The sequence below is a fragment of the Cytobacillus sp. FSL R7-0680 genome, from assembly GCF_038009245.1.
GTDB lineage: Bacteria > Bacillota > Bacilli > Bacillales > Cytobacillaceae > Cytobacillus > Cytobacillus kochii.
In genome coordinates, this window is record NZ_JBBPAO010000001.1 from 1891319 (window position 1) to 1913284 (window position 21966).

Below are 21966 nucleotides of genomic sequence, written 5' to 3' on the forward strand. Positions count from 1 at the left end.
CATTTCCCTTTCTAAGTGAGCAAACCTACAGATTGACATAATATATCCATTGAAATAAAGATCCGATAATTTTCCCAAAAACAAAAGCCATTAATAAATAGACAATTTTCCCTTCTACACCAATGCGTTTAGCTAATATCGGGAAGACATTTAGAACTTCCGTAAGTGCAGCTGCAAGCATTCCTACAAAGATTCCACATAACAGGCCAATCGGAATAAGTATAAAGGGCGGTGCTTGTAGTACTGGCTCCCACATGGAAGCTACAGCTCCAGCAATCACCCCGCACACCGCTGCCCATTCATAAGCATGGATCATCTTCATTGTTTTTGTTAGTTGTGTAAGCCTTGGAATAATTCCTAAGACAGATAAGAATGCAACTACTCCACCACCTACAGCTATACCACTCGCTAAGCCTATAAAGATGGCAAAGATAATTTTACCGCTCATCAATATTCTTCATACTCTCTTTGTTTTCGTGTAGGGAAACATAGTTATCCAAATCCATTTGATAATTAAACATCTCTACCTCTAAAGGACTAGGCTCTTCATTTAAACGCTTTTTAAATACATGATTGAAGAAGAGAATCATTCCTAAGCCTAATCCAATTGAGTATGGGATTTGAAAAATCAATGGCCGACTATCTACTTCACCTGTAATCAATGTATAAATCTTTTGTTGAACTTCTTGCATACTAACGTCTTCATGAAAATTCATGATGGTGAGAGCAGCACCAAAAAATAATAAAAACCATATTAGCATAAACAATGGAAGTGAGACTTTTCTTCTTTTCACGGCAACTTCAACAATAATCTGTGTCGGCCCAACCGTTTGGATTTCCAAACTCGGAAAACATTTTGTAATATGCTTAATTACCTGCATAACATCAATAATGATAATATTTTTATCTTCCTTAGACACACGGTATAACAGGAGATTAGCTAATTTATCATAAACTTCGTCATCTGCAATCAACTGCGCAACATCCGATAAAACAATAGTTTCGTGCGGTTTAACCTGCAATCGATGTCGCAAGCGTAAATAAACGATACGTTCCATCCTTTCACTTCCCACACAAAGATTTCCTTGCATATAGTATGAGTAAAGGTATTTCACTTCATGAAATCCAATAATTTCCTCACACTGATATTACTTTCTTGGTTATTAGTAAATACATAAACGTCGACTTTCTTCGCTTAAAAGAAGCAAATGAAAGAGCATATAGACTATAAGTCCATATGCTCTTTCATTTGCTTCAATATTTTCTTCTCAAGCCTCGAGACTTGTACTTGTGAAATGCCAAGCCTGACTGCTACTTCTGATTGTGTTTGGTCTTTGTAATAGCGCAAATAAACAATCAGTCTCTCTCTTTCATCTAATTCATTTATCGCTTCTTTTAATGCGATTTTATCAAACCATCTCCCCTCATCCCCATCATCTATTTGGTCAAGTAATGTAATAGGGTCACCATCATTTTCATACACGGTTTCATGAATTGACGAGGGGAGTCGACTAGCATCTTGGGCCATGATAATATCCTCTGTTGGGATATCAAGGAATTCTGAAATCTCTGATACGGTTGGTACCCTACCTAATGATTTCGATAACTCATCTTTTGCTTTTCGAATTTTATTTCCGAGTTCTTTAAGTGAACGACTGACTTTAACTGTTCCATCGTCTCTTATAAAACGTTGGATCTCACCAATAATCATAGGAACAGCGTAAGTAGAAAATTTCACATCATAACTCAAATCAAATTTATCAACCGATTTCAACAATCCAATACAGCCAATTTGAAATAAGTCATCTGGTTCGTATCCTCGATTGAGGAAGCGCTGGACAACTGACCATACTAAGCGCATATTCTTTTGGACAATCAAATCTCTAGACGCTTGATCACCATTTTGACTTTTACCAATGAGCTCTTTAACTTCATGATCTTTTAAATATTGCGTCTTTCCTGTTTTAACCTCCACATCCATAGCAAGACTCCTTAATTACATAGCATTTTACTATTTGATAAATGCTTCTTTAAACGAACCTCTGTGCCTTCACCTGGGTGTGATACAATACTAATTTCGTCCATAAAATTTTCCATAATCGTAAAGCCCATGCCTGATCTCTCTAGCTCTGGCTTTGTTGTATAAAGAGGCTGTCTTGCCTCTTCTATATCCATAATACCGAGACCTTCGTCTTTAATGGACAGTTCGACTATTCCTTCCTCAATGGTTACTGAAATGTGTACTATGCCATCTGGGCTCATATCATAGCCGTGAATAATAGCGTTCGTTACAGCTTCTGAGACAACGGTCTTAATTTCTGTTAATTCATCCATTGTTGGATCAAGCTGAGCAATAAAAGCTGCCACTGTCACTCGAGCAAATGATTCATTTTGACTGAGAGCAGTAAACTGCATTTGCATAACATTTTTCACTTACGCCACCCCCAATCGTTGCAGGGCAAACGCTTCAGTAGGTTCTAAGCGAATAATTTTAAATAAACCAGACATATCAAAAAGTCTTTTTACAGATGGAGAAATTGCACATACAACCATTTCTCCATTTTTTTGTTTCACTTGTTTATATCTGCCAAGAATTACTCCAAGTCCAGAACTATCCATGAATGTTAATTGTTCCAGATTAAGAATAATATGGTGGATATCGTGTTCCTCAATCGTTTTTGTTGCTTTTGCTCTTAATTCATCCGCAGAGTGATGATCAAGCTCCCCGCTTAAACGAATACATAATACGTTGTTTTTTATTTCTAAATTAATTGCTAGACTCACTAACCATAGCCTCCTTTGTAATCAGTTGTCTCTATGGATTAGACAGGATTGACACCAATAGAATATCAACCTGCCTTTAGTGAGTCCAATTCTATACTATGAACTGTTTTTCCTTCATGAAGACAAAACTAGTGTTTATTCGCTAAAACAGGACTTGTCTTCACTCGATTCGACATATTACTCTGAGACTTTCGTAAACATTCCCATTGAACGCTTAAACAATGTCCATACGTTGGCTTTTTTACTATCTTGACTTGCGACTAAAGGACTTTCAACCATTGTTTTTCCGTCTTTTTCAAAAATAATCTTGCCGACTTCATCACCTTTTTTAACAGGAGCCTTCATATTTTCATCGAGTACAACCGTTTGTTTCACGTTTTTAATATCTTCACCTTTTTTAGCTAATATTGAAATGGGTTCGCTTGTTAATGCTTCTACTTGTTTCTTTTCACCTTTTGACACTTTCACTTTTGCCACCGATTGATTCCTTTTATACATGGCATGAGTTTCATATTTATTAAAAGCATAGTCTAGCATTTTCGTCACTTCTGCATTTCTCTCTTTTGAGCTAGGTGCACCGAAAACAACCGCAATGACACGCATGCCGTTTTTCTCAGCTGTCGCCGTTAAACAATACTTTGCTTCTTGAGTAAATCCAGTCTTAAGACCATCTACCCCTGGATAAAAACGCACTAATTTATTCGTATTTACTAACCAGAACTTTTTATCGGTGTCTTCACGCAAATAAGCCTCGTAAGTACCGGTAAAGTTTGTAATATCTTCATACTTCAGTAATTCCTTTGCCATCATCGCCATATCATGAGCCGTACTAAAATGATCCGTTACCGGGAGGCCTGTAGGATTTTTGAATACAGTGTCCTTTAAACCTAGCTCTTTTGCTTTTGCATTCATCATATTGACAAAGTCATCTACCGTACCCGCTAATCTTTCTGCTACAGCAACAGAAGCGTCATTTCCAGAACCGATTGCAATTCCTTGTAACATTTCTTTTGTTGTCATTTCTTCTCCAGGCTCAAGAAAAATTTGTGAACCACCCATAGAAGCAGCATATTCACTTGTCTTAATCTTTTCATCCCATTTAAGTTTGCCTTCATCGATTGCTTCCATAATTAAAAGCATCGTCATAATCTTCGTCATACTTGCGGGTGGTAATTGAACATCACTATTTTTTTCATACAGAACTTTGCCTGTATCTCGCTCAATTAAAATAGCTGACTTTACATTTTTCACAACTTCTTCTTCAGTCATTTTTTCACTTTCACGTGCAAATACTTGTGGTGCTATGGTAGAAACCATGAGAATACATATAAAAAATACGCTAACTATTCGCTTCATCGCACAAACCCTCCATTCTTTATAGTTTCCATGATTACCATTTGTTGATAATTTATACCAATGAAAATACCATAAACTACATTTTATAAATGAGAAATTCCGTGTTTTACTTTGAAAAAAGATCGGGAAGGTGAGAGGTATGAAATGAGACCTTCTATGCTTTGATGTGGGAATTATTCGAAGGAAATATTTTAAGAATGAGCATCTTTCAGTTAAATTGTACTAAAAAAGCTTAAAGGTTTTATTTCCTTTAAGCTTTTTCTAGTATTTTTATTCTGTGATGACTTGATGTATCAATGTTGGTGCTGTTACTTCTTCTGACACTATTTTAATATGATTAATAAGGATATCTTTTACTTCTTCCACATCTTCCATATTGCTATGAATCGTTAACAACGCTTCTCCTTTTTGGACAGAATCGCCAACTTTTTTATGAAGAAGGAGGCCTGCTGCGAGATCTATAATAGAATCTTTTGTTGCTCTACCCGCACCAAGCATCATTGCAGCAGTACCAAGTTTTTCTGCAGCAATTTCAGAAATATATCCACTTTGTGCAGCTTCTACCTTTATTTGATATTTTGCCTGTGGAAGTAGAGATGGGTCATCAACGACTGCAACATCTCCTCCTTGAGATTGGATAAATGTTTTAAAAGTCTCTAACGCTTTACCACTACTGATTGCTTCTTGTAATAGCGTGCGCGCACTTTCTAACGTATCGGCCTTTTTCGCTAATACGACCATTTGACTTCCAAGAGTTAAACATAAATCAGTCAAATCTTCCGGGCCTTCTCCTTTTAAAGTATTTATCGCTTCTTCTACTTCTAAAGCATTACCGATTGCTAGGCCAAGGGGTTGGCTCATATCTGAGATGACAGCCATTGTCTGTCTACCAACATGATTCCCGATTTTCACCATTGTTTTTGCTAAAGCAATTGCTTCTTCAATCGTTTTCATAAATGCACCTGAACCCGTTTTCACGTCTAAAACAATTGCATCTGCACCCGCAGCAATTTTTTTACTCATGATACTTGATGCTATTAATGGGATGCTATTAACAGAAGCGGTCACATCTCTTAACGCATAAAGCTTCTTATCAGCTGGTGTCAAGTTTCCACTTTGACCTATGACTGCTAATTTATTACGATTGACTAAATTCATAAATTCATCATTATCAATCTCTACATGAAATCCATCTATAGCCTCTAATTTATCAATGGTCCCACCCGTATGGCCCAGACCTCTTCCGCTCATCTTTGCAACTGGTACACCTACAGCAGCTACTAGCGGCCCTAATACGAGCGTAGTTGTATCTCCTACACCCCCAGTAGAATGCTTATCGACTTTGATTCCATCAATGTTTGAAAGATTAATTTCATCGCCTGATTTAACCATTGCCGTTGTTAAATCAGCTGTTTCTCTTTCATCCATTCCTTGAAAATAAATAGCCATAGCAAGTGCACTTGCTTGATAATCAGGGATTGTTTCATTTGTGTAGCCTTGAATAAAATAGTTAATTTCCTCTGTCGTTAAGCAATGACCATCCCTTTTTTTCTCAATGATGTCCACCATTCTCATCGTATCGTTCCCCCCACTAAATTTAAATTTTTGTCACGATTCCTTTGACAAAGCTTAAAAATTGTTGTTTTACTTTCTCCGTTGTTTCTATCACTTCTTCATGATTTAATGGTTGGTCTAAAATACCTGCAGCCATATTAGAAATACAAGAGATTCCAAGTACATTCATACCAGCATGATTCGCAACAATAACTTCCGGAACAGTTGACATACCAACTGCATCTCCACCACAAATTCTAAGCATTTTTACTTCTGCAGGTGTTTCATAAACTGGCCCTGTATTAGCTACGTATACACCAGTTTGTATGTTTAATTGTTGGTGTTCTGCGACCTCTTTTGCGACTTGTATCATTTCTTTATTGTACGCTGATGACAAATCTTGAAAACGCACTCCAAAATGGTCGTCATTAGGACCTATAAGTGGGTTTACCCCCATATTGTTAATATGGTCTGTGATGATCATTAAATCACCTGGTGAGAAAGTTTCATTAACGCCTCCAGCAGCGTTGGTTACGATTAATTTCTGTACTCCCAACTCCTTCATTACACGGATCGGAAACGTAACTTGCTGCATAGTATAGCCTTCGTAATAATGAAATCTTCCTTGCATCGCAACAACCGCTACACCGTTTAATCGGCCAATAACGAGTTGACCTGCATGACCGGCTACTGTTGATTGCGGGAAACCCGGTATATCTCTATAAGGTATTTTTATCGCATTTGTTATCTCTTCAGCAAGAACCCCAAGTCCAGAACCTAATATAAGTCCTACTGTTGGTGTTTGGTCTATTCTAGATTGAATTAATTCTTTCGCTGCTTTTACCTCATGTAAACTAGTCATTATTTCCCTACTCCCTTGACATTTTTAAGAAAGCTCTCTCCAATCAATGGCTTCTTTACTTGGAAATTCTCTGCAATAGTCGCGCCAATGTTAGCAAATGTCTTGCCTTGAGGCAGTTCTTCTCCATGAGATAAGCGCTTAGAATAAACAAGTAATGGCACATATTCTCTCGTATGGTCTGTACCATGATGGATTGGGTCATTACCATGATCCGCTGTAATAATCAGAAGATCATTTTCATTTAACTGCTCGAACAGTTCAGGTAAACGAGCATCGTATTCTTCTAATGCTTGACCGTATCCAAGTGGATCTCTTCTATGTCCATAAAGGGCATCGAAGTCTACTAAATTCAAAAAGCTCATGCCTGTAAAGTCTTTTTTTGCTATAGCTACCATCTTGTCCATGCCATCCATATTTGAAGTGGTTCTAATTGCTTCTGTTACGCCTTCTCCATCATATATATCATTAATTTTTCCGATGGCTATGACATCTAGATTGGCATCTTTTAACTCATTCATTACTGTTCTGCCAAATGGCTTTAATGCATAATCATGTCTATTCGCTGTTCTTATAAATGCCCCCGCTTTACCAACAAATGGTCTAGCAATGACTCTACCTACCATGTATTTTTCATTTAAAGTCAATTCTCTAGCAATTTCACAAATACGATACTGTTCTTCAATTGGTATGATTTCCTCATGGGCGGCGATTTGTAGCACCGAATCAGCCGACGTATAAACAATAAGAGAACCTGTCTCCATATGCTCTTCCCCTAATTCGTCTAAAATCACTGTTCCACTCGCAGGTTTATTACCAATCACTTTTCGACCTGTCTTTTCTTCTAGTTCTTGAATTAACTCCTCTGGAAATCCATTAGGAAATACTTGAAAGGGTTTTTGAATATGAAGGCCCATTATTTCCCAATGCCCTGTCATGGTATCTTTCCCAACAGAAGCTTCTTGAAGCTTTGTATAATAAGCCTCAGGTTGTGCGACTTTTGCTATCCCTTTTATTTCATTGATATTACTTAATCCGAGACGTTCCATATGTGGCATATGCAAACCGCCCATTTTCTCGGCAATATGGCCTAACGTATGAGAACCTTCATCACCGAAATTTTTCGCATCAGGTGCTTCTCCTATTCCAACAGAGTCCATTACAATAAGGAAAATACGTTTATATGTAAATGTGTTCACAATTAACACTCCTTTCTAACTATTTCTTTACTACAGAAATCCTTACTTATCATACCCCAAAAAGGCTTTCATCAACAGCGAAGGATAGTGTAAAACGTCTAGAACCTAACAAAGAGGAATGTCATGAATATACTTCACCTTTAAGAAAGATTTCTTTCGTCAGAAGTCTGACATCTATATTGTACTGAAAATAAAAAAAGAAAAACAGTCTTTTATATCACTTTTCACTGTTTTTCTACATATTTCCTGTTAAGCCCTCGGATGGAATTGTTTATATACATCTTTTAATCTCGTTTTTGACACATGTGTATATATTTGTGTCGTAGAAATATCTGCATGGCCAAGCATTTCTTGTACAGCTCTTAAATCTGCTCCATTTTCAAGTAAATGGGTGGCAAATGAATGCCTTAAAGTATGAGGCGTTAACTCTTTTTGAATATCAGCTACTTGTGCTGTTTTTTTTAAGTTTTTCCAAAACCCTTGCCGTGATAACCCTTTACCGTGATGATTTAAAAATAAGTATTCTGTCGGGTGTTTTGGTGATAACAACTGTTGTCTACCCTTATCTAAATAATCTTGAATAGCTGCTTGTGCTGTTTTTCCTAATGGAATGATTCTTTCCTTATTTCCCTTACCAATACATCTTAAAAAACCCATGGTTAGATGAACATCATTTATTGTTAAATGGATTAATTCACTGACGCGGATTCCTGTTGCATAGAGTACTTCTAGCATGGCTTTGTCCCTTAAATAAAAGCGGCTGCCATTGTTCGGGAGGTCTAGCAATCTCTCAACTTCCTTCATATTTAAAACCTTTGGCAAAGATTTTTCAGCTTGCGGTGTTTCAATATGAATAGAAGGATCGTGATCTGCTATTTTTTCACGAAGTGCAAATTGGTGAAAGGAACGAATAGACGCTATATGCCTTGCAATTGTTTTAGCAGACTTACCATCATCCTTAAGCTGAGCTAGAAACTGAACAATATGAACACGTTCAATCTCATTCATCGATTGCTTCATCATCTTCTTCTCAATAAACAATATATAACTTCTTAAGTCTCTTTCATATGACATTATCGTATTTCTGGCTAGCCCTTTTTCAATCATTAAATAGTGGATAAAATCCTGCAGATGATCATTCATAAAATCATTACTCCCCATTTAAATAAAACAGAATCAACCGATCCAACCAAGAAGAGTCCGTTGCATTCGCACTTGCTGCTACCTTCACGGCTGCCCCACTCGGTTCATCATAACGATGATAATCCTGATACTCTTCATTTAACCACATAATACCATAATAAAAAAGAATTGTGCTTCCTGTAAAAAGAACAAAAACCTTAATGGTTTGATAGACTAGTTTGATCCATGCACTCATCATTTCTCCCCCAAATAAAACGTCTTATTAGAGGGTATGCCATTTTGGACAAGATTTATACCTGTTTCCAACGAGGAATCATTTAAGTTCTGTGAGCTTCTATCGAACAAAAACCTTAATTTCGTTCGCAGCTTGAGACAGAATTAGAGAAAAATAAGAAAACCCTTTCCAATGAAATTAGAAAAGGGTTTTGCCTTATGCTTCTGGCTCTTCATCATTTTTTTTATCTTGACATCGATAGCAGATGCCATGAAAAGTAAGACGATGGTCTTTTATTTTGAAATGCCAACGCTTCTCAACAACTTCTTCCACATCTTCTAGTAGATCTTCTTGAATTTCATCTACTGCACCGCATTCTATGCATACAAGATGATGATGGAAGTGAGCAGCACCTTCTTGACGTAAGTCATATCGGGAAACGCCATCACCAAAATTAATTTTATCAACAATTTTTAATTCAGTTAGTAATTCAAGTGTTCGATAAACAGTTGCTAAACCGATTTCTGGCGACTTTTCTTTAACAAGGAGGTATACATCTTCCGCACTCAAATGGTCCTCTTCATGTTCTAACAAAACGCGAACCGTGGCTTCACGTTGTGGTGTTAGCTTATAACTGGATGAATGCAACTGTTTTTTGATTCTGTCAATTCTGCTTTCCATACCGAAAGTCCCTCCCTCACCACTAACATTCTCATTATAACAGATAGATGTATAGAATCAAACTAAAATCATTATAAAGAGACCTTTATAATAACTCTTATATTAGAATTGTTATAATAGCTAAAACAACATAAAAGTACAGAACCTAACGTAGGCTCTGTACATGATAATTTATCCAAGTAGTCATTATTACTAAACTCATATGATAAAAGAATTATAGCATTCAAATCTTATATAAGCAATCGATGAGTTTAGAGGACTGAATCAATGACTGACTTCATTAACACCGGTGAAATATACGCCTCAATAGCTGATGCACCAGCTAATATAATAATGGCAATAAGGAAAGAAATTAAGTATTTACCTAGCAACGGCATAAATGGATTATTTACTTTCTTCATAAACAACCGACGAATCATCTTCATTGAAAATGAAATCGCAAAAGTAGATGTAATAATAAAAATTGGAATGATAATCATATTTTGTGGCAAAATGGACACAAAAGATAGTAAAAACCCATGCCACTTTAATTGACTTACTAAAAAACCGACAGTAAATCCAACGACCATCCCTTTCACAAATAATAAAACTAAAATAAGCGGTAATCCAATAATAGATATCCCCAATAGCCATATCACGCCTATATATTTACCATTATGAAGTAAGCTTTGTTCAAATATGTTAGCCGGTGTCGCCATTTCTTCATTTGAAACATGACCAAAAAACTGAGTCAAGTATTGAAATAAATCCTCTTTTTGCGTCAAACTTAAACTGTTTACGACCACCGCTCCAAATATGACACCCATCAAAAACAATATAATAACAAACAAGTAGATTGAGGAATGCTCACGGAAATGATTTGCTACGACGTTCTGGTACATTTTTTTTATCATTGCTCTTCCTCCTGAAAATGATTTCACTTACTAGAATGTATGCTAGACTTGCTGAGATCATGACAGAAAGATACGAAATAATATAACTAATCTATTAAAATTTTTATTGTCAATAAGATGTTATTTATTTACACTTTAAGAAAGTTACATTTACTATATGTAAAAGGGTATGATAGACCGGCGATAGGCGCTATTAAATTAAAAAGGAGAATAAAGAATGAATCCCATCTTAGTAGATTTTCCAGAGAAAATAGAAACAACACGTTTGTATTTTAGACCATGTTTGCCTGGTGACGGCAAGATAGTGCATGAAGCCATTGCAGTGTCGCGAGATTCTCTAAAAAAGTGGTTGCCTTTTGCTGTAAAAGAAGAGACTGTTGAAGAAGTAGAAGCTGGAATACGCGCATCTTTTGCCGAATTTATTAACCGAAGCGATTTCCGTCTACATATCTATCTGAAGGAGAATCATCTTTTTGTTGGCTCAATCGGCCTTCACCGGATAAATTGGGATATTAAAAAATTTGAAATTGGTTATTGGTGTGATAGCCGCCAAATTAAGAATGGCTATATAACAGAAGCTGCAGAAGCTTTGACAGCTTTCTGTTTTGAGCATTTCAAAGCGAATAGAGTTGAAATCCGCTGTGATGAAAAAAATATAGATAGTCGGCGAATAGCGGAACGTCTCGGTTTCCCATTAGAGGGCATATTGCGTAACGATAGCTTAGCAACCGATAACATATCCCTAAGAAGTACATGTGTGTATGCAAAAGTAAAAGTTGATGACTAATTGATATCCTCATACAAAAAGGTGAGGGCCTTGTCAAAATCTTAAACAAAGCCCCCACCATCTCAAGAAAAAAATAAACATATCCCCGATTAATTAACTCGCCTTTGACGACTGAATGAGGTCGTGGTCCTTTTTTGTTTTATGAGCCACATTACCATAAATAATCCCTAAAATGATAATACAAACCCCTAACCACTGAAGCGGGACAAGTTCTTCCTGTAAAACCAGTACAGACATTAGTAAAGCAACTGGTAATTCTGACGATGTCAATATTGTACCTAACCCAGCACCCACATGAGGCATTCCGATTGCAAATAACAATGGTGGTAAAGTGACACCAAAAAGACCTAAAAACAATCCGTACGGCATAAGTGCCGTTACAGTTGCTGCATCAGCTAAGAAAACTGGCGGGAAGATGACAAAAGTAATGAGTAATCCACCAATGGCAAAGACAGCGCTTCTTTGGATCGGCGGTACTTCTTTCCCTACCGTGCTACTAATATAGGCGAAGATGGAGAAGGATAATGCCGCAAGCATACCCCATCCTGCACCAACTAGAGAAAAGTCATTAAATCCTTGTGACAAAATACCTGTTGCCAAGAAAGAGCCAATAAGTAACAGCAAAATCGCACGTAATTTTTTCATTCCTGGTTTTTTTCTATCAACAATAAACTCAATAGCCGTACCAATCCAAACAAACTGAAATAAGAAAATGATGGCTAACGACGCATTTAAAGACTGTAAGGATTGATAATAAAATATTCCCGTTAAACCAGTTGGCACACCACATAATACGAGAAAGCTAAAACGCTTGAAGCTTATCTTCTGTTTTTTTGTAAACAAGAATATAAGCCAAATCAGTAACGTCCCAGCTAAAAATTGACTTCCAGAAACTTCAGCAAGTTCGAACCCCTCACCGTAGGCAAGCTTGACAAAGGTTGATAATACACCAAAGCAAGCACCTCCGATAAGGACTGCTAAAGGATACATTGATTGTTTCATCCGTATTTCCTCCTCAATCTACCGGTTGACAAATATCGTTTTAATAAAGATAAGAGCATTTTTTTAAAATACAAAAAGCCACACATCGATGCTACTTGCATCAATGTGTGGCGAAAAAAGAGTGTCTACTCTTAAAAAGTCCACAAATCCGTACCGGTTTTGGCATTCAATTATTTATACCACTGTATCTTATCCCCGACATGGGTAGTCTGTCAAGTCTAGTATTTAATCAATGCGAATTCTACCATATCTTCCTCCGCCACCTACGTCAAATTGTAAACTCCCTGATCTCGCCTGCTCAATCAGAAGCGCTGCTTGTTCAGGTATGACTTGTTGCAATGAGGCAAGAGGGACATCATGGATGATGGCCATTTCTGTGCCATAATGAAGAAGTAGCTTTTCTAATGTCTTTACCCCGATTCCGGGAATAAACTCTAAAGGAATTTGATGGATATATGGTGGTCGTTTCCTCCCTTGAGCCATTGAAGTTACATTTGCTAACTCTTGAATACGATTTTTTACCCCTTTAATGATTTTCTTACTAGCACAGTTACTGCATAGTACTGTCCCTTGTGGTTGGGCCACACCACATTGAACACAGACCGTCTCATGATATTTACCCAGAAGCGGATCTAATCCATAATTAGCTTCAACTGCTCTTCCATCCATTTGTTGCAGTGCCATAGTTAACTCCTTAAAACTTAATTCTTGGAGGGAGATTTTTTGGTATTCTCTTGCAATTTTCGCTAATGAATGCGCATCAGAGTTTGTTATAAATGGATAGTCATGTAACTCAGCTATCCTGTCGGCCATTTCTGTATTAGCGCTCAATCCTAATTCAATTGCATCAATCGAATGAGGGTCAAATACTTCCTTAAGTGAATGCTTTACGCCCTTTCCATATAAGCTTTTAAAAGGTGTAAACACATGGGCAGGAATAAACAAACCTTCTAATTCCTTTACCTTTTGTTGAAGCATACGTCCTTCTATATAAACACGCTGTGAACTCAGTTGAATATTCTTCATTAAAACTGACAACCAGTTTGAAAAATCTTTCATGTGGCTAAGTGTTGGGAAAAACGATAGAACATGGATGGGCCCATGACAATATTGATCATAAATCTCGAGCTCTGAACCAAGAATAATCATCATATCATCAAATAATAATCCGCCATCCTCATGTTCTTGTAACTCACCCTCCTGAAGTAAAGCCTCTATTTCAGTTATCACTTCTGGAGAATGACAATCGATAATCCCAATGATGTCTAACCCTTTTTGATTTTTTGCATGATGAATAATGTTTGTAAAAGTCAAGTTTTTTGAACCTGTGATTTTAACCGGCTTTCCAGTAGCGGTTCTCCCAATATGAATATGCAAATCTGCATAATAAGATTTCATTTTTCCTGCAATGCTTCTTTTAGTTGCATATATTGAACTGCATAAGCGGTTTTCGCATCATAGATTTTTTGCTCTCCTATTAATTGGACAGCTTCTTGAACAGTGACTTCTTTCAGATTAACAAATTCATCTTCATCAAGATTGGCCGAATTTTCTATCACATGTAAACCTTTTGCCATATACAAATGAACAATTTCATCAGCAAAACCAGGAGAGGTATAAAAAGAAATAAGCCACTCTATCTCATCACACCCATACCCTGTTTCTTCTTCTAATTCTCTTTTTGCACATTGTAGGGGATCTTCGTTTCCTTCTAATTTACCTGCTGGTATTTCAATTATCGTCTTCTCAAGTGCTTTACGGTATTGTTCAACCATAACCATTTTTCCTTCATCTGTTAGTGCTAATATTGCTACTGCACCTGGGTGCTTGACTACTTCTCTTTTCGACAATTGTCCGTTCGGTAGTTCAACTTCCTCTACTTGGAGTCGAATAATCCTACCGTCAAAGATTTTTTCCGTTTTTAACGTTTTTTCTTCTAGGCGACTCATTTTCTCTCGTCACTCCTGTTCTATCCGATTATTCTGCTCATACATTTTAACATACTTATGTTTAGGAGAGCTCTTGATGAAAATTTACGTTCATGAAAAGGGTATTACCTTTGTTGGTAAGGCATGGGAAATTAAAGAAAAACTAAAGGTTTATCAGAAGTCATTTACTTATGTTAGAGAATGGATAGATGGAACAACAAATGATGATTATTACAAGGAGCCCAAGAATAGCGAACGTGACTCATAAATTCTCCATGCAATGAATCAAAAGATTTGTTTAACCTCTCTCAGTATCGGTAAAATAGATAAAAAATACTCAGAGAAGAGCGGAGGTTCACAAATGAAAAAAGTACAGTTAGGTAAATCACCATTAATGGTTACTCCACTTGGTCTTGGTTGTATGTCACTTGGAACAGATAAACGAAAGGCACAAGCGATTATTGAAACAGCACTAGAAGAAGGTATTAATTATTTTGATACAGCCGACTTATACGACTTTGGTTTGAATGAACAGCTAGTTGGAGAAGCGTTAAAACGCGTACGAGAGGATGTCGTTATTGCCACAAAAGTAGGTAATCGGTGGACTGAAGGAAAAGAAGGCTGGCGCTGGGATCCGTCAAAAGCTTATATAAAAGAAGCCGTAAAACAAAGCTTGAAACGATTAAGTGTAGAATATATTGACTTATATCAATTGCATGGCGGGACGCTAGAAGATAATATACTAGAAACAATTGACGCGTTTGAAGAGCTTAAACAAGAAGGTTTTATTAAGGCATATGGTATCTCCTCCATTCGTCCTAATGTGATTCGCGAATATGTTAAGCATGCCTCTATTGATTCAGTAATGATGCAATATAGTTTACTTGATCGTCGTCCAGAGGAAGAAGTTTTACCACTATTAGCTGAAAATAACATTAGTGTCGTTACGAGAGGTCCACTCGCTAAAGGTTTATTAAGTGAAAACTGGATTGATAAACTATCGGAACAAGGATATTTAGATTATAGTGAAACTGAATTGCGTGCTCTTCTGACTGAGCTTAAAGCAAAGTTTACTGAAACACGCCATCTACAAGAAGCGGCTATACAATATAACTTGGCACATAAAGGGGTTACTTCTATTATTGCCGGTGCCTCTTCTATGGAGCAGGTTAAAGAGAATGTTGCCGCCGTTCGTGCAGAGCCATTATCTAAGTCAGAATTAACTTTCATGGAACAATTAGCTAAAATGAATAAGTACGAGGCACATCGTTAACACTTACTTAAATCAAAAAGGATGACGTACCTTTGGATACGTCATCTTTTCTCGTAATCTATTATTTAAATTCTTTCCAATTTAAGTTACTTTCGCCTAAAAGCTCTTCAAAGCTTTTATTTTTCTCACGTAATTTACGCTCTTCTGCTTTTCTACGTGATTCTTCCTCAAACTTTATTTCTTCCGCTTTTTTTAGCTCATTTTTCTTCACTTGCAACCCTCTGACAAGCTCAGGATTTAACATATCTCCTAAAGTAAGCGGCTTATCTTCACTTATTTTCTTTGATTGTGCTCGCTGTTTTCTCTGCTTCATGACTGGTGTCCTACCCCCTCATTCTTTTGTATAGAATGTATGGTTATTATAGCATAGAACCCTCTCACCATAAATTATTCTGCAAGCTCTATTACAGTTGCCACACCTTGGCCGCCACCAATACACAATGTTGCTAAACCTTTCTTCGCTTGGCGTTTTTGCATTTCATGGATGAGAGTAACTAAAATTCGTGCGCCACTTGCACCAATTGGGTGCCCTAGAGCAATTGCGCCACCGTTTACATTTAAGATGTCTTTCTTAAAGTTCAATTCACGATCAACCGCTAGGGACTGGGCCGCAAAAGCTTCGTTTGCTTCAATTAACTCTAATTCTTCCAATGTAGTATTTGCTTTCGTTAATGCTTTCTTCACCGCTTCTACTGGACCAATTCCCATAATACTCGGGTCAACACCAGCATTCCCATTTCCTTTAATTGTAACAAGTGGCTTAATTCCTAACTCTTCCGCTTTTTGTTTACTCATTACTACCACTGCCGCTGCACCATCATTGATACCAGATGCATTGCCTGCTGTCACACTTCCTTCTTTTCTAAATGCTGGGCGGAGTTTACCTAATTTTTCTGCCGTTGTACCTGCTTTTGGATGTTCATCTTGATCAAAAATGATTGGCTCTCCTTTTCGCTGCGGAATCTCTACCGGAACGATTTCATCTTTAAAGCGACCAGATTCGATTGCTTGCGTTGCTTTCTCTTGGCTCTCAGCCGCAAATTGATCTTGTTCCGCTCTAGAAATCTCATATTTATCACATAAGTTTTCAGCAGTTACACCCATATGATACTGATTAAATGCACATGTTAGCCCATCATCAATAAGGGAGTCATATAAAGTAGTATTACCCATTTTAAACCCATCACGTGCACCTTTTAGAATATAAGGTGCTTGGCTCATATTTTCCATGCCACCAGCGACAATAATGTCTGCATCTCCAGCGACAATTGCTTGCGTTGCTAAATGAACGGCTTTCAAGCCAGAGCCACACACTTTATTAATAGTCATTGAAGAAACACTTTCAGGTACACCTGCTTTTATAGCTGCTTGTCTTGCTGGGTTTTGGCCTAATCCTGCTTGCAGCACATTCCCCATAATAATTTCGTCAACTGCCGATGCTTCTACCCCTGATTTTTTTAATGCTTCCTTAATAACTACTGCTCCTAGATCTATCGCTGATACCCCTTTTAAACTCCCATTAAATGTTCCTAACGCTGTTCTTGTAGCGCTTACAATAACGACTTCTGCTCGTTCCATACTGTTTTTCCCCTCCATGGTTACCTTGTTATGAATCTACCTCTCTATTATGCCACACTTTACTTAATTCTTGCATTTCTGAATATTAAACCACTACAATAAAGTAAACGCTTTCTATAAAAGGAGGAATATAATGTTTACACTGCCAAAAGAAGTGACGATTATTGAAGTGGGCCCGAGAGATGGACTACAGAATGAAAAAAACTTCGTTCCAACAGATATCAAAAAACAATTTATTCAAAAATTAAAAAGTGCTGGTGTAAAAGAAATGGAACTTACCTCATTTGTTTCGCCAAAATGGGTACCGCAAATGAGTGATGCAGCTGAAATTGTTGCTGATACCCTCACATCACATACGCGAGATATGGTGCTTGCTCCCAACCGAAAAGGGATTGATCGTGTTTATGCTACTGATTGCCAGGCCGTTGCTACTTTTGTTGGTGTTAGTCAAACGTTCAACAAAAAGAATATTAATAAAACAACCGAAGAAAGTGTCGCTGAAATTGTGCCAATAATCAAAGAATTAAAAGGAAATGGATATTTTGTACGTGCTTGTATTTCCACAGCTTTTTATTGTCCGTACGAAGGAAAAGTAGATGTAAATGATACATTAAAATTATGCCAAGCCTTTGTCAATGCAGGAGCAGATGAGTTAAGTGTTGCTGATACCATCGGAATGGCGGCTCCGCATGAATCATTTGATGTATTTAAAAAGTTAAAAGATGCTTTTCCTGAAACACTCATTACCGCTCATTTTCATGATACACGAAAATTAGCTCTTCCTAACATCCTTGCTGCTCTTCAAGCTGGTGTCGACCGTTTTGATACTTCTGCTGGTGGGCTTGGCGGCTGCCCTTTCGCTCCAGGTGCAGCTGGGAACGCTGCTACGGAAGATGTGGTATATATGTTAGAGAGAATGGGTATCTCAACCAATATAGACTTGCAAAAGTTAGTTGAAGCCATTCATCTCGTTAAGCCACATATGACAAGGACAATTGAAAGTAGTTATTTTCAACTAAATGCTTAAACAATCCGTCCATCTTATGACACGAACCGGTGTTTTAAGATGGATATTTCTTTTGTCCAAATGGTAAAATAAAGGAAAACACCATGGAGGGAAAAAATGAAAAGAATCCTGCGCTATAGTTTATTACTGCTAACTGTTATTCTCTCTATTGGCACCTATTTCACAAATAAATTAATGTATATTCGTAAAAAAGATAACGCGGTTATCGTTGAAAGAGAAAGCATCGCTGGCAGATTAAATGTCTCAGCCTATGATCAATTAGAAAAGGAAGAACATTTTATCCATTCTCCTTTAGGATACTCTCTTAAAGTTGTCGTTGCTGCACCTTATCCTAGTAATAGATACGTCATCATTTCTCATGGGGTGACAGAGAATAAAACGAACTCTATAAAATATATGAACTTGTTTTTATCTCGCGGGTTCAATGTTGTTATTTATGATCACCGAAGACATGGTGAATCTGGCGGGAAGACAACGAGCTATGGCTATTATGAGAAATATGATCTTAAAGCTGTGGTAGATTGGCTCAAAAGGCAGAAAGGTCCTGATGTACTCTTAGGTATTCATGGTGAATCAATGGGGGCAGCGACAATGCTCTTATACGCTGGGAGCCTTGCTGATGATGCTGATTTTTATATTGCTGATTGTCCTTTTTCTGATTTATCTGGTCAACTTACTCATCATTTGCGTACGACCTTTAAATTACCACCTAAAGTAATCTTGCCAATAAGTAACGTTTTTCTTAGATTGCGTGACAAATATTCCATCCATGACGTGTCACCACTCGCTGTCGTATCTTATATCAGTAAGCCTGTTCTTTTTATCCATAGTAAAGATGATACATTTATCCCACCTGTTATGACGGAAATGCTGTATGAACAAAAAAATGAACCCAAAAAACTGTTCATTGCTAAAAATGGCGCACATGCTCAATCATACAATGAAAATAAAGAAGCCTATGAAGCAGCCATCGACTCTTTCTTTACGGATAATGGAATCCCCTTTCAAGTGGAAGATTCACCTGCCCATAAATTTGAGCGATAGCCTACCATAAGCTGATTTTTAACCAAATTCCCACCCTCTATCATTGACTAGACTGAAGCTTTTGTTTTTACTTGTTGCTCATTTCTCTTTTTAGCGCACACAGCTCTTTATAGATGCCCTCAACCAAGGCATAGAAAATCAAATTTGCTTAGCATAACTTTTCTAACCTATTATTCCTCGGGTTTATGGTGATAGCCTTTGTCATCATAAGCCTCTTCTTTAAGAATCCATTCTTTTCTCTTTTTTTGCAGTTCGAACTTCATATCGTTGATCTCACTTTTATCCTTCTGCCAGAGTACTTCATAACTAAACACTTCTTCACCGTATTTATGCCAATCTTCTTGTAATTCTTTGTTCATATGACGACCATCATTTAAGATCATTTTAGAAGTAAGCCAACGATTTTTCACATTTGGTACAGCATCAATAAATTTTTTTCCATTGCTTTCGTTTTTTATTCTAATCACACCATAATAGGTTTTCATCTCTTTATACTGTTGTTTTAATTCTTTCTTACGATCGGGTTTCAATAGTATTCCTCCTTAATCATTTACCCAATAGGCTTTGCCATCTGGCGTCCTGTTCATATATCCATAATCGATTAAATACCTTCTTATAGTGACATAATCATCGTATATGCCTACTAGTATTTCTTTTATTTCATCTTCTCCGTATGTGCGCCCAGTAACAAATTCTTTGATGATGCGACTTAAAATCGCGATTTTCTTTTTCTCTTTTTTCGGTAATCGTTTTAACTTGAGCGGATGGAGGCTCTCGAAATTTTCATTTATGATTTGCTCTCGTTCTTCTATTGTCATAAAGTAGCGTTCATCCACCATAGTCGCACCGTTATGAATAGGGATGATTTCTTCCTGAAGATGACCTAGAAACGCATTTTCATATATGGCTAAGTATAGCTTTGCTTGCTTTGCCTTTTCACGAAATGAAAACTTTTGATGGCGAATCGTTGAGTGAGATACATTCATCTCTTCTGCAATTTGGGCATCTTTTTTACCCGATTGAAAGGCGCTTAACAACTGCTTTTGTTTATCTGTTAGCGTATTATATTTACTCTCGTTTGAAAGTAGCTGCAGAAAATTCCCTCCGTGCTCTTCGGATATATGCCACTCTACTGCTTGTTTTCCTAAAAACATTTCTTCGGCAAATTGATAAACCCGCCCTGTTTCAAAAGTCTGTTGGCAATAATTACATACGTAAACAGCTTCTTGTGATCGATATTGATATCCTTGCTTTAGTTCAGTGACAGTTAATGATTGAAAGTCCATATTACCCTCCTTATATAAACAAATTTTAAATATGTTTACTAAATTAGTCAACAAAAAAAAGAGAAGATTTCTGTTTCTTCTCTTTCTCATTTCGTATAATCCATAAAAGCCATACGTGGATTCAAGTATTCATAATTATTTTTTAATTGAAAGCATCTTGCCTTATCACTATAATCAATCGTTACCTCTTCTGATAAAAAGACTTCCTTAGAAGGCTCGATATAAATAGACATGAAATCTGTTTGTACTTCGCTGTCATCTGGCTCTAGTTCTTTCACAAGCCACAAAGCAGTTACACCGCTTACAACACAGCCACAACCTTCAGTATCATATTTTAATTTTAAATAACCATCTTTATTTTTTAATTTTTCTGTTAGTTTCATTATGGCTCTTGGTGTAATTGTTATCTTCAACTTTACCGCCCTTTCTTCCTATGTTAATCATGATTATAACAACGAAAATGATTGAATAACAGCTTCAGTCCATTAGGTACCATTTGACAACCATCCAACTGCCATTATCTAATTATTATTTAATCTTTCTATTTCCAATCTGAGCTTTTCTTGGCTTTTAATAAACCAAAGTTCCTCTGGATATTGCGCCATAATGGCATTTGCAAATTCAACAGGATCATTACCCATAATATCCTGTAATGGAAGTTGCTCAATTGAACTTTCTTTAAATAATTGAAGCATATTTTCTAACACTTCCATAAAATTTTCTCCTTTGGCGAAATTCCACATATACTGTTCTAACGCATGAAGGGCGTCCTTGTAACTTTGTGGCAACTGCTCTTTTTCAGCTTTATAATCGTTATACCGCTTTTTACTGCCAATTAATTTTTCAAATAGGTTTTTCATTTACTATCATTCTCCTTTATGTCATTTAATTTTCTAGAGAGAAAAAACCATTTCTCCCAAAACTTATCGAGCTCATACTTTCCGGAATCATTTAACGTATAAAACTTCCTTGGTGGACCAAGCTCCGATTTTCTTTTTTCAACATGTAACAGCTCTTTCTTTTCAAGTCTAAGCAACACAGTGTACACAGTTCCTTCTGCAATATCTTCAAAGCCTATGTTTTGTAAATACTGTGTGATTTCATAGCCATAAGTCTCCCCCTGCCCTATTTTCTGAAGCACAATTCCTTCTAACACACCTTTCAATAACTCTGTTAACCCTTTCACTCGTTAAACCCCTCTTTCATTCTTAACTAAGTAGTAATACTAGGTAGTATACATAAACAACTTGTTCTTTAACATAAACGATATTAACTATATAGTAAAACTAAGTACTACTACATAATATGACTAAGTAGATAAATTGTCAATGGTTTAAAAAAATAAAAAACCACCTGAA

28 protein-coding genes are annotated in these 21966 nt (G+C 36.9%); 5 read left to right on the forward strand and 23 right to left on the reverse strand.

Annotated features, from left to right (window positions below):
* Positions 1-25: 25 nt before the first annotated feature.
* The 13 genes from MKY26_RS09375 to spoIIM form a co-directional block, all read right to left on the reverse strand.
* Positions 26-448 (reverse strand): stage V sporulation protein AB, encoded by a 423-nt coding sequence (locus MKY26_RS09375; RefSeq protein WP_095372700.1) that lies wholly within the window; start codon positions 446-448, stop codon positions 26-28.
* Entirely contained in the window at positions 438-1058 is a 621-nt protein-coding gene (locus MKY26_RS09380) for a stage V sporulation protein AA (protein ID WP_095372699.1), read from the reverse strand. The genes MKY26_RS09375 and MKY26_RS09380 overlap by 11 nt, the downstream gene beginning before the upstream one ends.
* Positions 1059-1225: 167 nt before the next feature.
* Positions 1226-1981 (reverse strand): RNA polymerase sporulation sigma factor SigF, encoded by a 756-nt coding sequence (sigF, locus tag MKY26_RS09385; RefSeq protein WP_095372698.1) that lies wholly within the window; start codon positions 1979-1981, stop codon positions 1226-1228.
* Positions 1982-1992: 11 nt separating this feature from the next.
* Positions 1993-2433: an anti-sigma F factor gene (gene spoIIAB, locus MKY26_RS09390; RefSeq protein ID WP_095372697.1), complete on the reverse strand. Its 441-nt coding sequence runs from the start codon at positions 2431-2433 to the stop codon at positions 1993-1995.
* Positions 2434-2784: an anti-sigma F factor antagonist gene (gene spoIIAA / locus MKY26_RS09395; RefSeq protein ID WP_095372696.1), complete on the reverse strand. Its 351-nt coding sequence runs from the start codon at positions 2782-2784 to the stop codon at positions 2434-2436.
* Between the two features lie 177 nt (positions 2785-2961).
* Positions 2962-4140 (reverse strand): D-alanyl-D-alanine carboxypeptidase family protein, encoded by a 1179-nt coding sequence (locus MKY26_RS09400; RefSeq protein ID WP_341096233.1) that lies wholly within the window; start codon positions 4138-4140, stop codon positions 2962-2964.
* A gap of 270 nt (positions 4141-4410) precedes the next feature.
* Positions 4411-5715 (reverse strand): pyrimidine-nucleoside phosphorylase, encoded by a 1305-nt coding sequence (locus MKY26_RS09405; RefSeq protein WP_095372694.1) that lies wholly within the window; start codon positions 5713-5715, stop codon positions 4411-4413.
* A 22-nt stretch (positions 5716-5737) separates the two neighbouring features.
* Positions 5738-6556: a purine-nucleoside phosphorylase gene (locus tag MKY26_RS09410; protein ID WP_095372693.1), complete on the reverse strand. Its 819-nt coding sequence runs from the start codon at positions 6554-6556 to the stop codon at positions 5738-5740.
* Entirely contained in the window at positions 6556-7752 is a 1197-nt protein-coding gene (deoB, locus tag MKY26_RS09415; protein WP_095372692.1) for a phosphopentomutase, read from the reverse strand. Before deoB ends, MKY26_RS09410 begins: the two co-directional genes overlap by 1 nt.
* Positions 7753-8001: 249 nt before the next feature.
* Positions 8002-8895 carry a site-specific tyrosine recombinase XerD gene (gene xerD, locus MKY26_RS09420; RefSeq protein ID WP_341096243.1) on the reverse strand — a complete coding sequence of 298 codons (894 nt, stop codon included), beginning with the start codon at positions 8893-8895 and terminating at the stop codon, positions 8002-8004.
* 7 nt (positions 8896-8902) lie between these two features.
* A complete protein-coding gene (locus MKY26_RS09425; protein WP_095372690.1) occupies positions 8903-9130 on the reverse strand; it encodes a YqzK family protein in 228 nt (75 codons plus the stop codon).
* 195 nt (positions 9131-9325) lie between these two features.
* The gene (gene fur / locus MKY26_RS09430) at positions 9326-9790 is read right to left on the reverse strand and encodes a ferric iron uptake transcriptional regulator (RefSeq protein ID WP_224936064.1); all 465 of its coding nucleotides are present in this window, start codon (positions 9788-9790) and stop codon (positions 9326-9328) included.
* Positions 9791-10041: 251 nt separating this feature from the next.
* Complete coding sequence (gene spoIIM, locus MKY26_RS09435; protein WP_307312990.1) at positions 10042-10683, reverse strand: stage II sporulation protein M; 642 nt, start codon at positions 10681-10683, stop codon at positions 10042-10044.
* A gap of 217 nt (positions 10684-10900) precedes the next feature.
* On the opposite strand from spoIIM, the gene MKY26_RS09440 reads away from it, so the two are divergent.
* Complete coding sequence (locus MKY26_RS09440; protein ID WP_095372687.1) at positions 10901-11470, forward strand: GNAT family N-acetyltransferase; 570 nt, start codon at positions 10901-10903, stop codon at positions 11468-11470.
* A 93-nt stretch (positions 11471-11563) separates the two neighbouring features.
* Here the strand turns inward: MKY26_RS09440 and MKY26_RS09445 are convergent, their stop codons facing one another.
* From MKY26_RS09445 to MKY26_RS09455, 3 genes are all read right to left on the reverse strand, one after another.
* Entirely contained in the window at positions 11564-12472 is a 909-nt protein-coding gene (locus MKY26_RS09445; RefSeq protein WP_307312989.1) for an EamA family transporter, read from the reverse strand.
* A 225-nt stretch (positions 12473-12697) separates the two neighbouring features.
* A complete protein-coding gene (locus tag MKY26_RS09450; RefSeq protein ID WP_095372685.1) occupies positions 12698-13870 on the reverse strand; it encodes an endonuclease Q family protein in 1173 nt (390 codons plus the stop codon).
* A complete protein-coding gene (locus tag MKY26_RS09455; RefSeq protein WP_095372684.1) occupies positions 13867-14421 on the reverse strand; it encodes an NUDIX hydrolase in 555 nt (184 codons plus the stop codon). Before MKY26_RS09455 ends, MKY26_RS09450 begins: the two co-directional genes overlap by 4 nt.
* A gap of 76 nt (positions 14422-14497) precedes the next feature.
* Between MKY26_RS09455 and mciZ the strand changes: the two genes are divergently transcribed.
* Positions 14498-14668: a Z-ring formation inhibitor MciZ gene (gene mciZ, locus MKY26_RS09460; protein ID WP_307312985.1), complete on the forward strand. Its 171-nt coding sequence runs from the start codon at positions 14498-14500 to the stop codon at positions 14666-14668.
* Positions 14669-14761: 93 nt separating this feature from the next.
* Complete coding sequence (locus MKY26_RS09465) at positions 14762-15673, forward strand: aldo/keto reductase (RefSeq protein ID WP_095372682.1); 912 nt, start codon at positions 14762-14764, stop codon at positions 15671-15673.
* 61 nt (positions 15674-15734) lie between these two features.
* Here MKY26_RS09465 and MKY26_RS09470 read toward each other — a convergent pair whose 3' ends face one another.
* Together MKY26_RS09470 and MKY26_RS09475 are read right to left on the reverse strand one after the other, a co-directional pair.
* Positions 15735-15986 (reverse strand): YqkE family protein, encoded by a 252-nt coding sequence (locus MKY26_RS09470; RefSeq protein ID WP_307312981.1) that lies wholly within the window; start codon positions 15984-15986, stop codon positions 15735-15737.
* A gap of 74 nt (positions 15987-16060) precedes the next feature.
* Positions 16061-17251: an acetyl-CoA C-acetyltransferase gene (locus tag MKY26_RS09475; RefSeq protein WP_341096294.1), complete on the reverse strand. Its 1191-nt coding sequence runs from the start codon at positions 17249-17251 to the stop codon at positions 16061-16063.
* 133 nt (positions 17252-17384) lie between these two features.
* Between MKY26_RS09475 and MKY26_RS09480 the strand changes: the two genes are divergently transcribed.
* Together MKY26_RS09480 and MKY26_RS09485 are read left to right on the forward strand one after the other, a co-directional pair.
* Complete coding sequence (locus MKY26_RS09480; RefSeq protein ID WP_180316951.1) at positions 17385-18278, forward strand: hydroxymethylglutaryl-CoA lyase; 894 nt, start codon at positions 17385-17387, stop codon at positions 18276-18278.
* 96 nt (positions 18279-18374) lie between these two features.
* Positions 18375-19322, forward strand: coding sequence for an alpha/beta hydrolase (locus MKY26_RS09485; RefSeq protein WP_095372678.1), 948 nt, complete (start codon positions 18375-18377; stop codon positions 19320-19322).
* 170 nt (positions 19323-19492) lie between these two features.
* Here the strand turns inward: MKY26_RS09485 and MKY26_RS09490 are convergent, their stop codons facing one another.
* From MKY26_RS09490 to MKY26_RS09510, 5 genes are all read right to left on the reverse strand, one after another.
* Positions 19493-19852, reverse strand: a complete 360-nt coding sequence (locus MKY26_RS09490) for a GIY-YIG nuclease family protein (protein ID WP_322909571.1) — start codon at positions 19850-19852, stop codon at positions 19493-19495.
* A gap of 12 nt (positions 19853-19864) precedes the next feature.
* Entirely contained in the window at positions 19865-20608 is a 744-nt protein-coding gene (locus tag MKY26_RS09495; RefSeq protein ID WP_095372677.1) for a DUF2087 domain-containing protein, read from the reverse strand.
* An 86-nt stretch (positions 20609-20694) separates the two neighbouring features.
* Complete coding sequence (locus MKY26_RS09500; RefSeq protein ID WP_095372676.1) at positions 20695-21021, reverse strand: iron-sulfur cluster biosynthesis family protein; 327 nt, start codon at positions 21019-21021, stop codon at positions 20695-20697.
* Positions 21022-21129: 108 nt separating this feature from the next.
* On the reverse strand, positions 21130-21468 hold the full coding sequence (locus tag MKY26_RS09505) for a DUF1048 domain-containing protein (RefSeq protein WP_307312973.1): 339 nt from the start codon (positions 21466-21468) through the stop codon (positions 21130-21132).
* Positions 21465-21794 (reverse strand): PadR family transcriptional regulator, encoded by a 330-nt coding sequence (locus MKY26_RS09510; RefSeq protein ID WP_095372674.1) that lies wholly within the window; start codon positions 21792-21794, stop codon positions 21465-21467. The genes MKY26_RS09505 and MKY26_RS09510 overlap by 4 nt, the downstream gene beginning before the upstream one ends.
* Positions 21795-21966 lie beyond the last annotated feature (172 nt).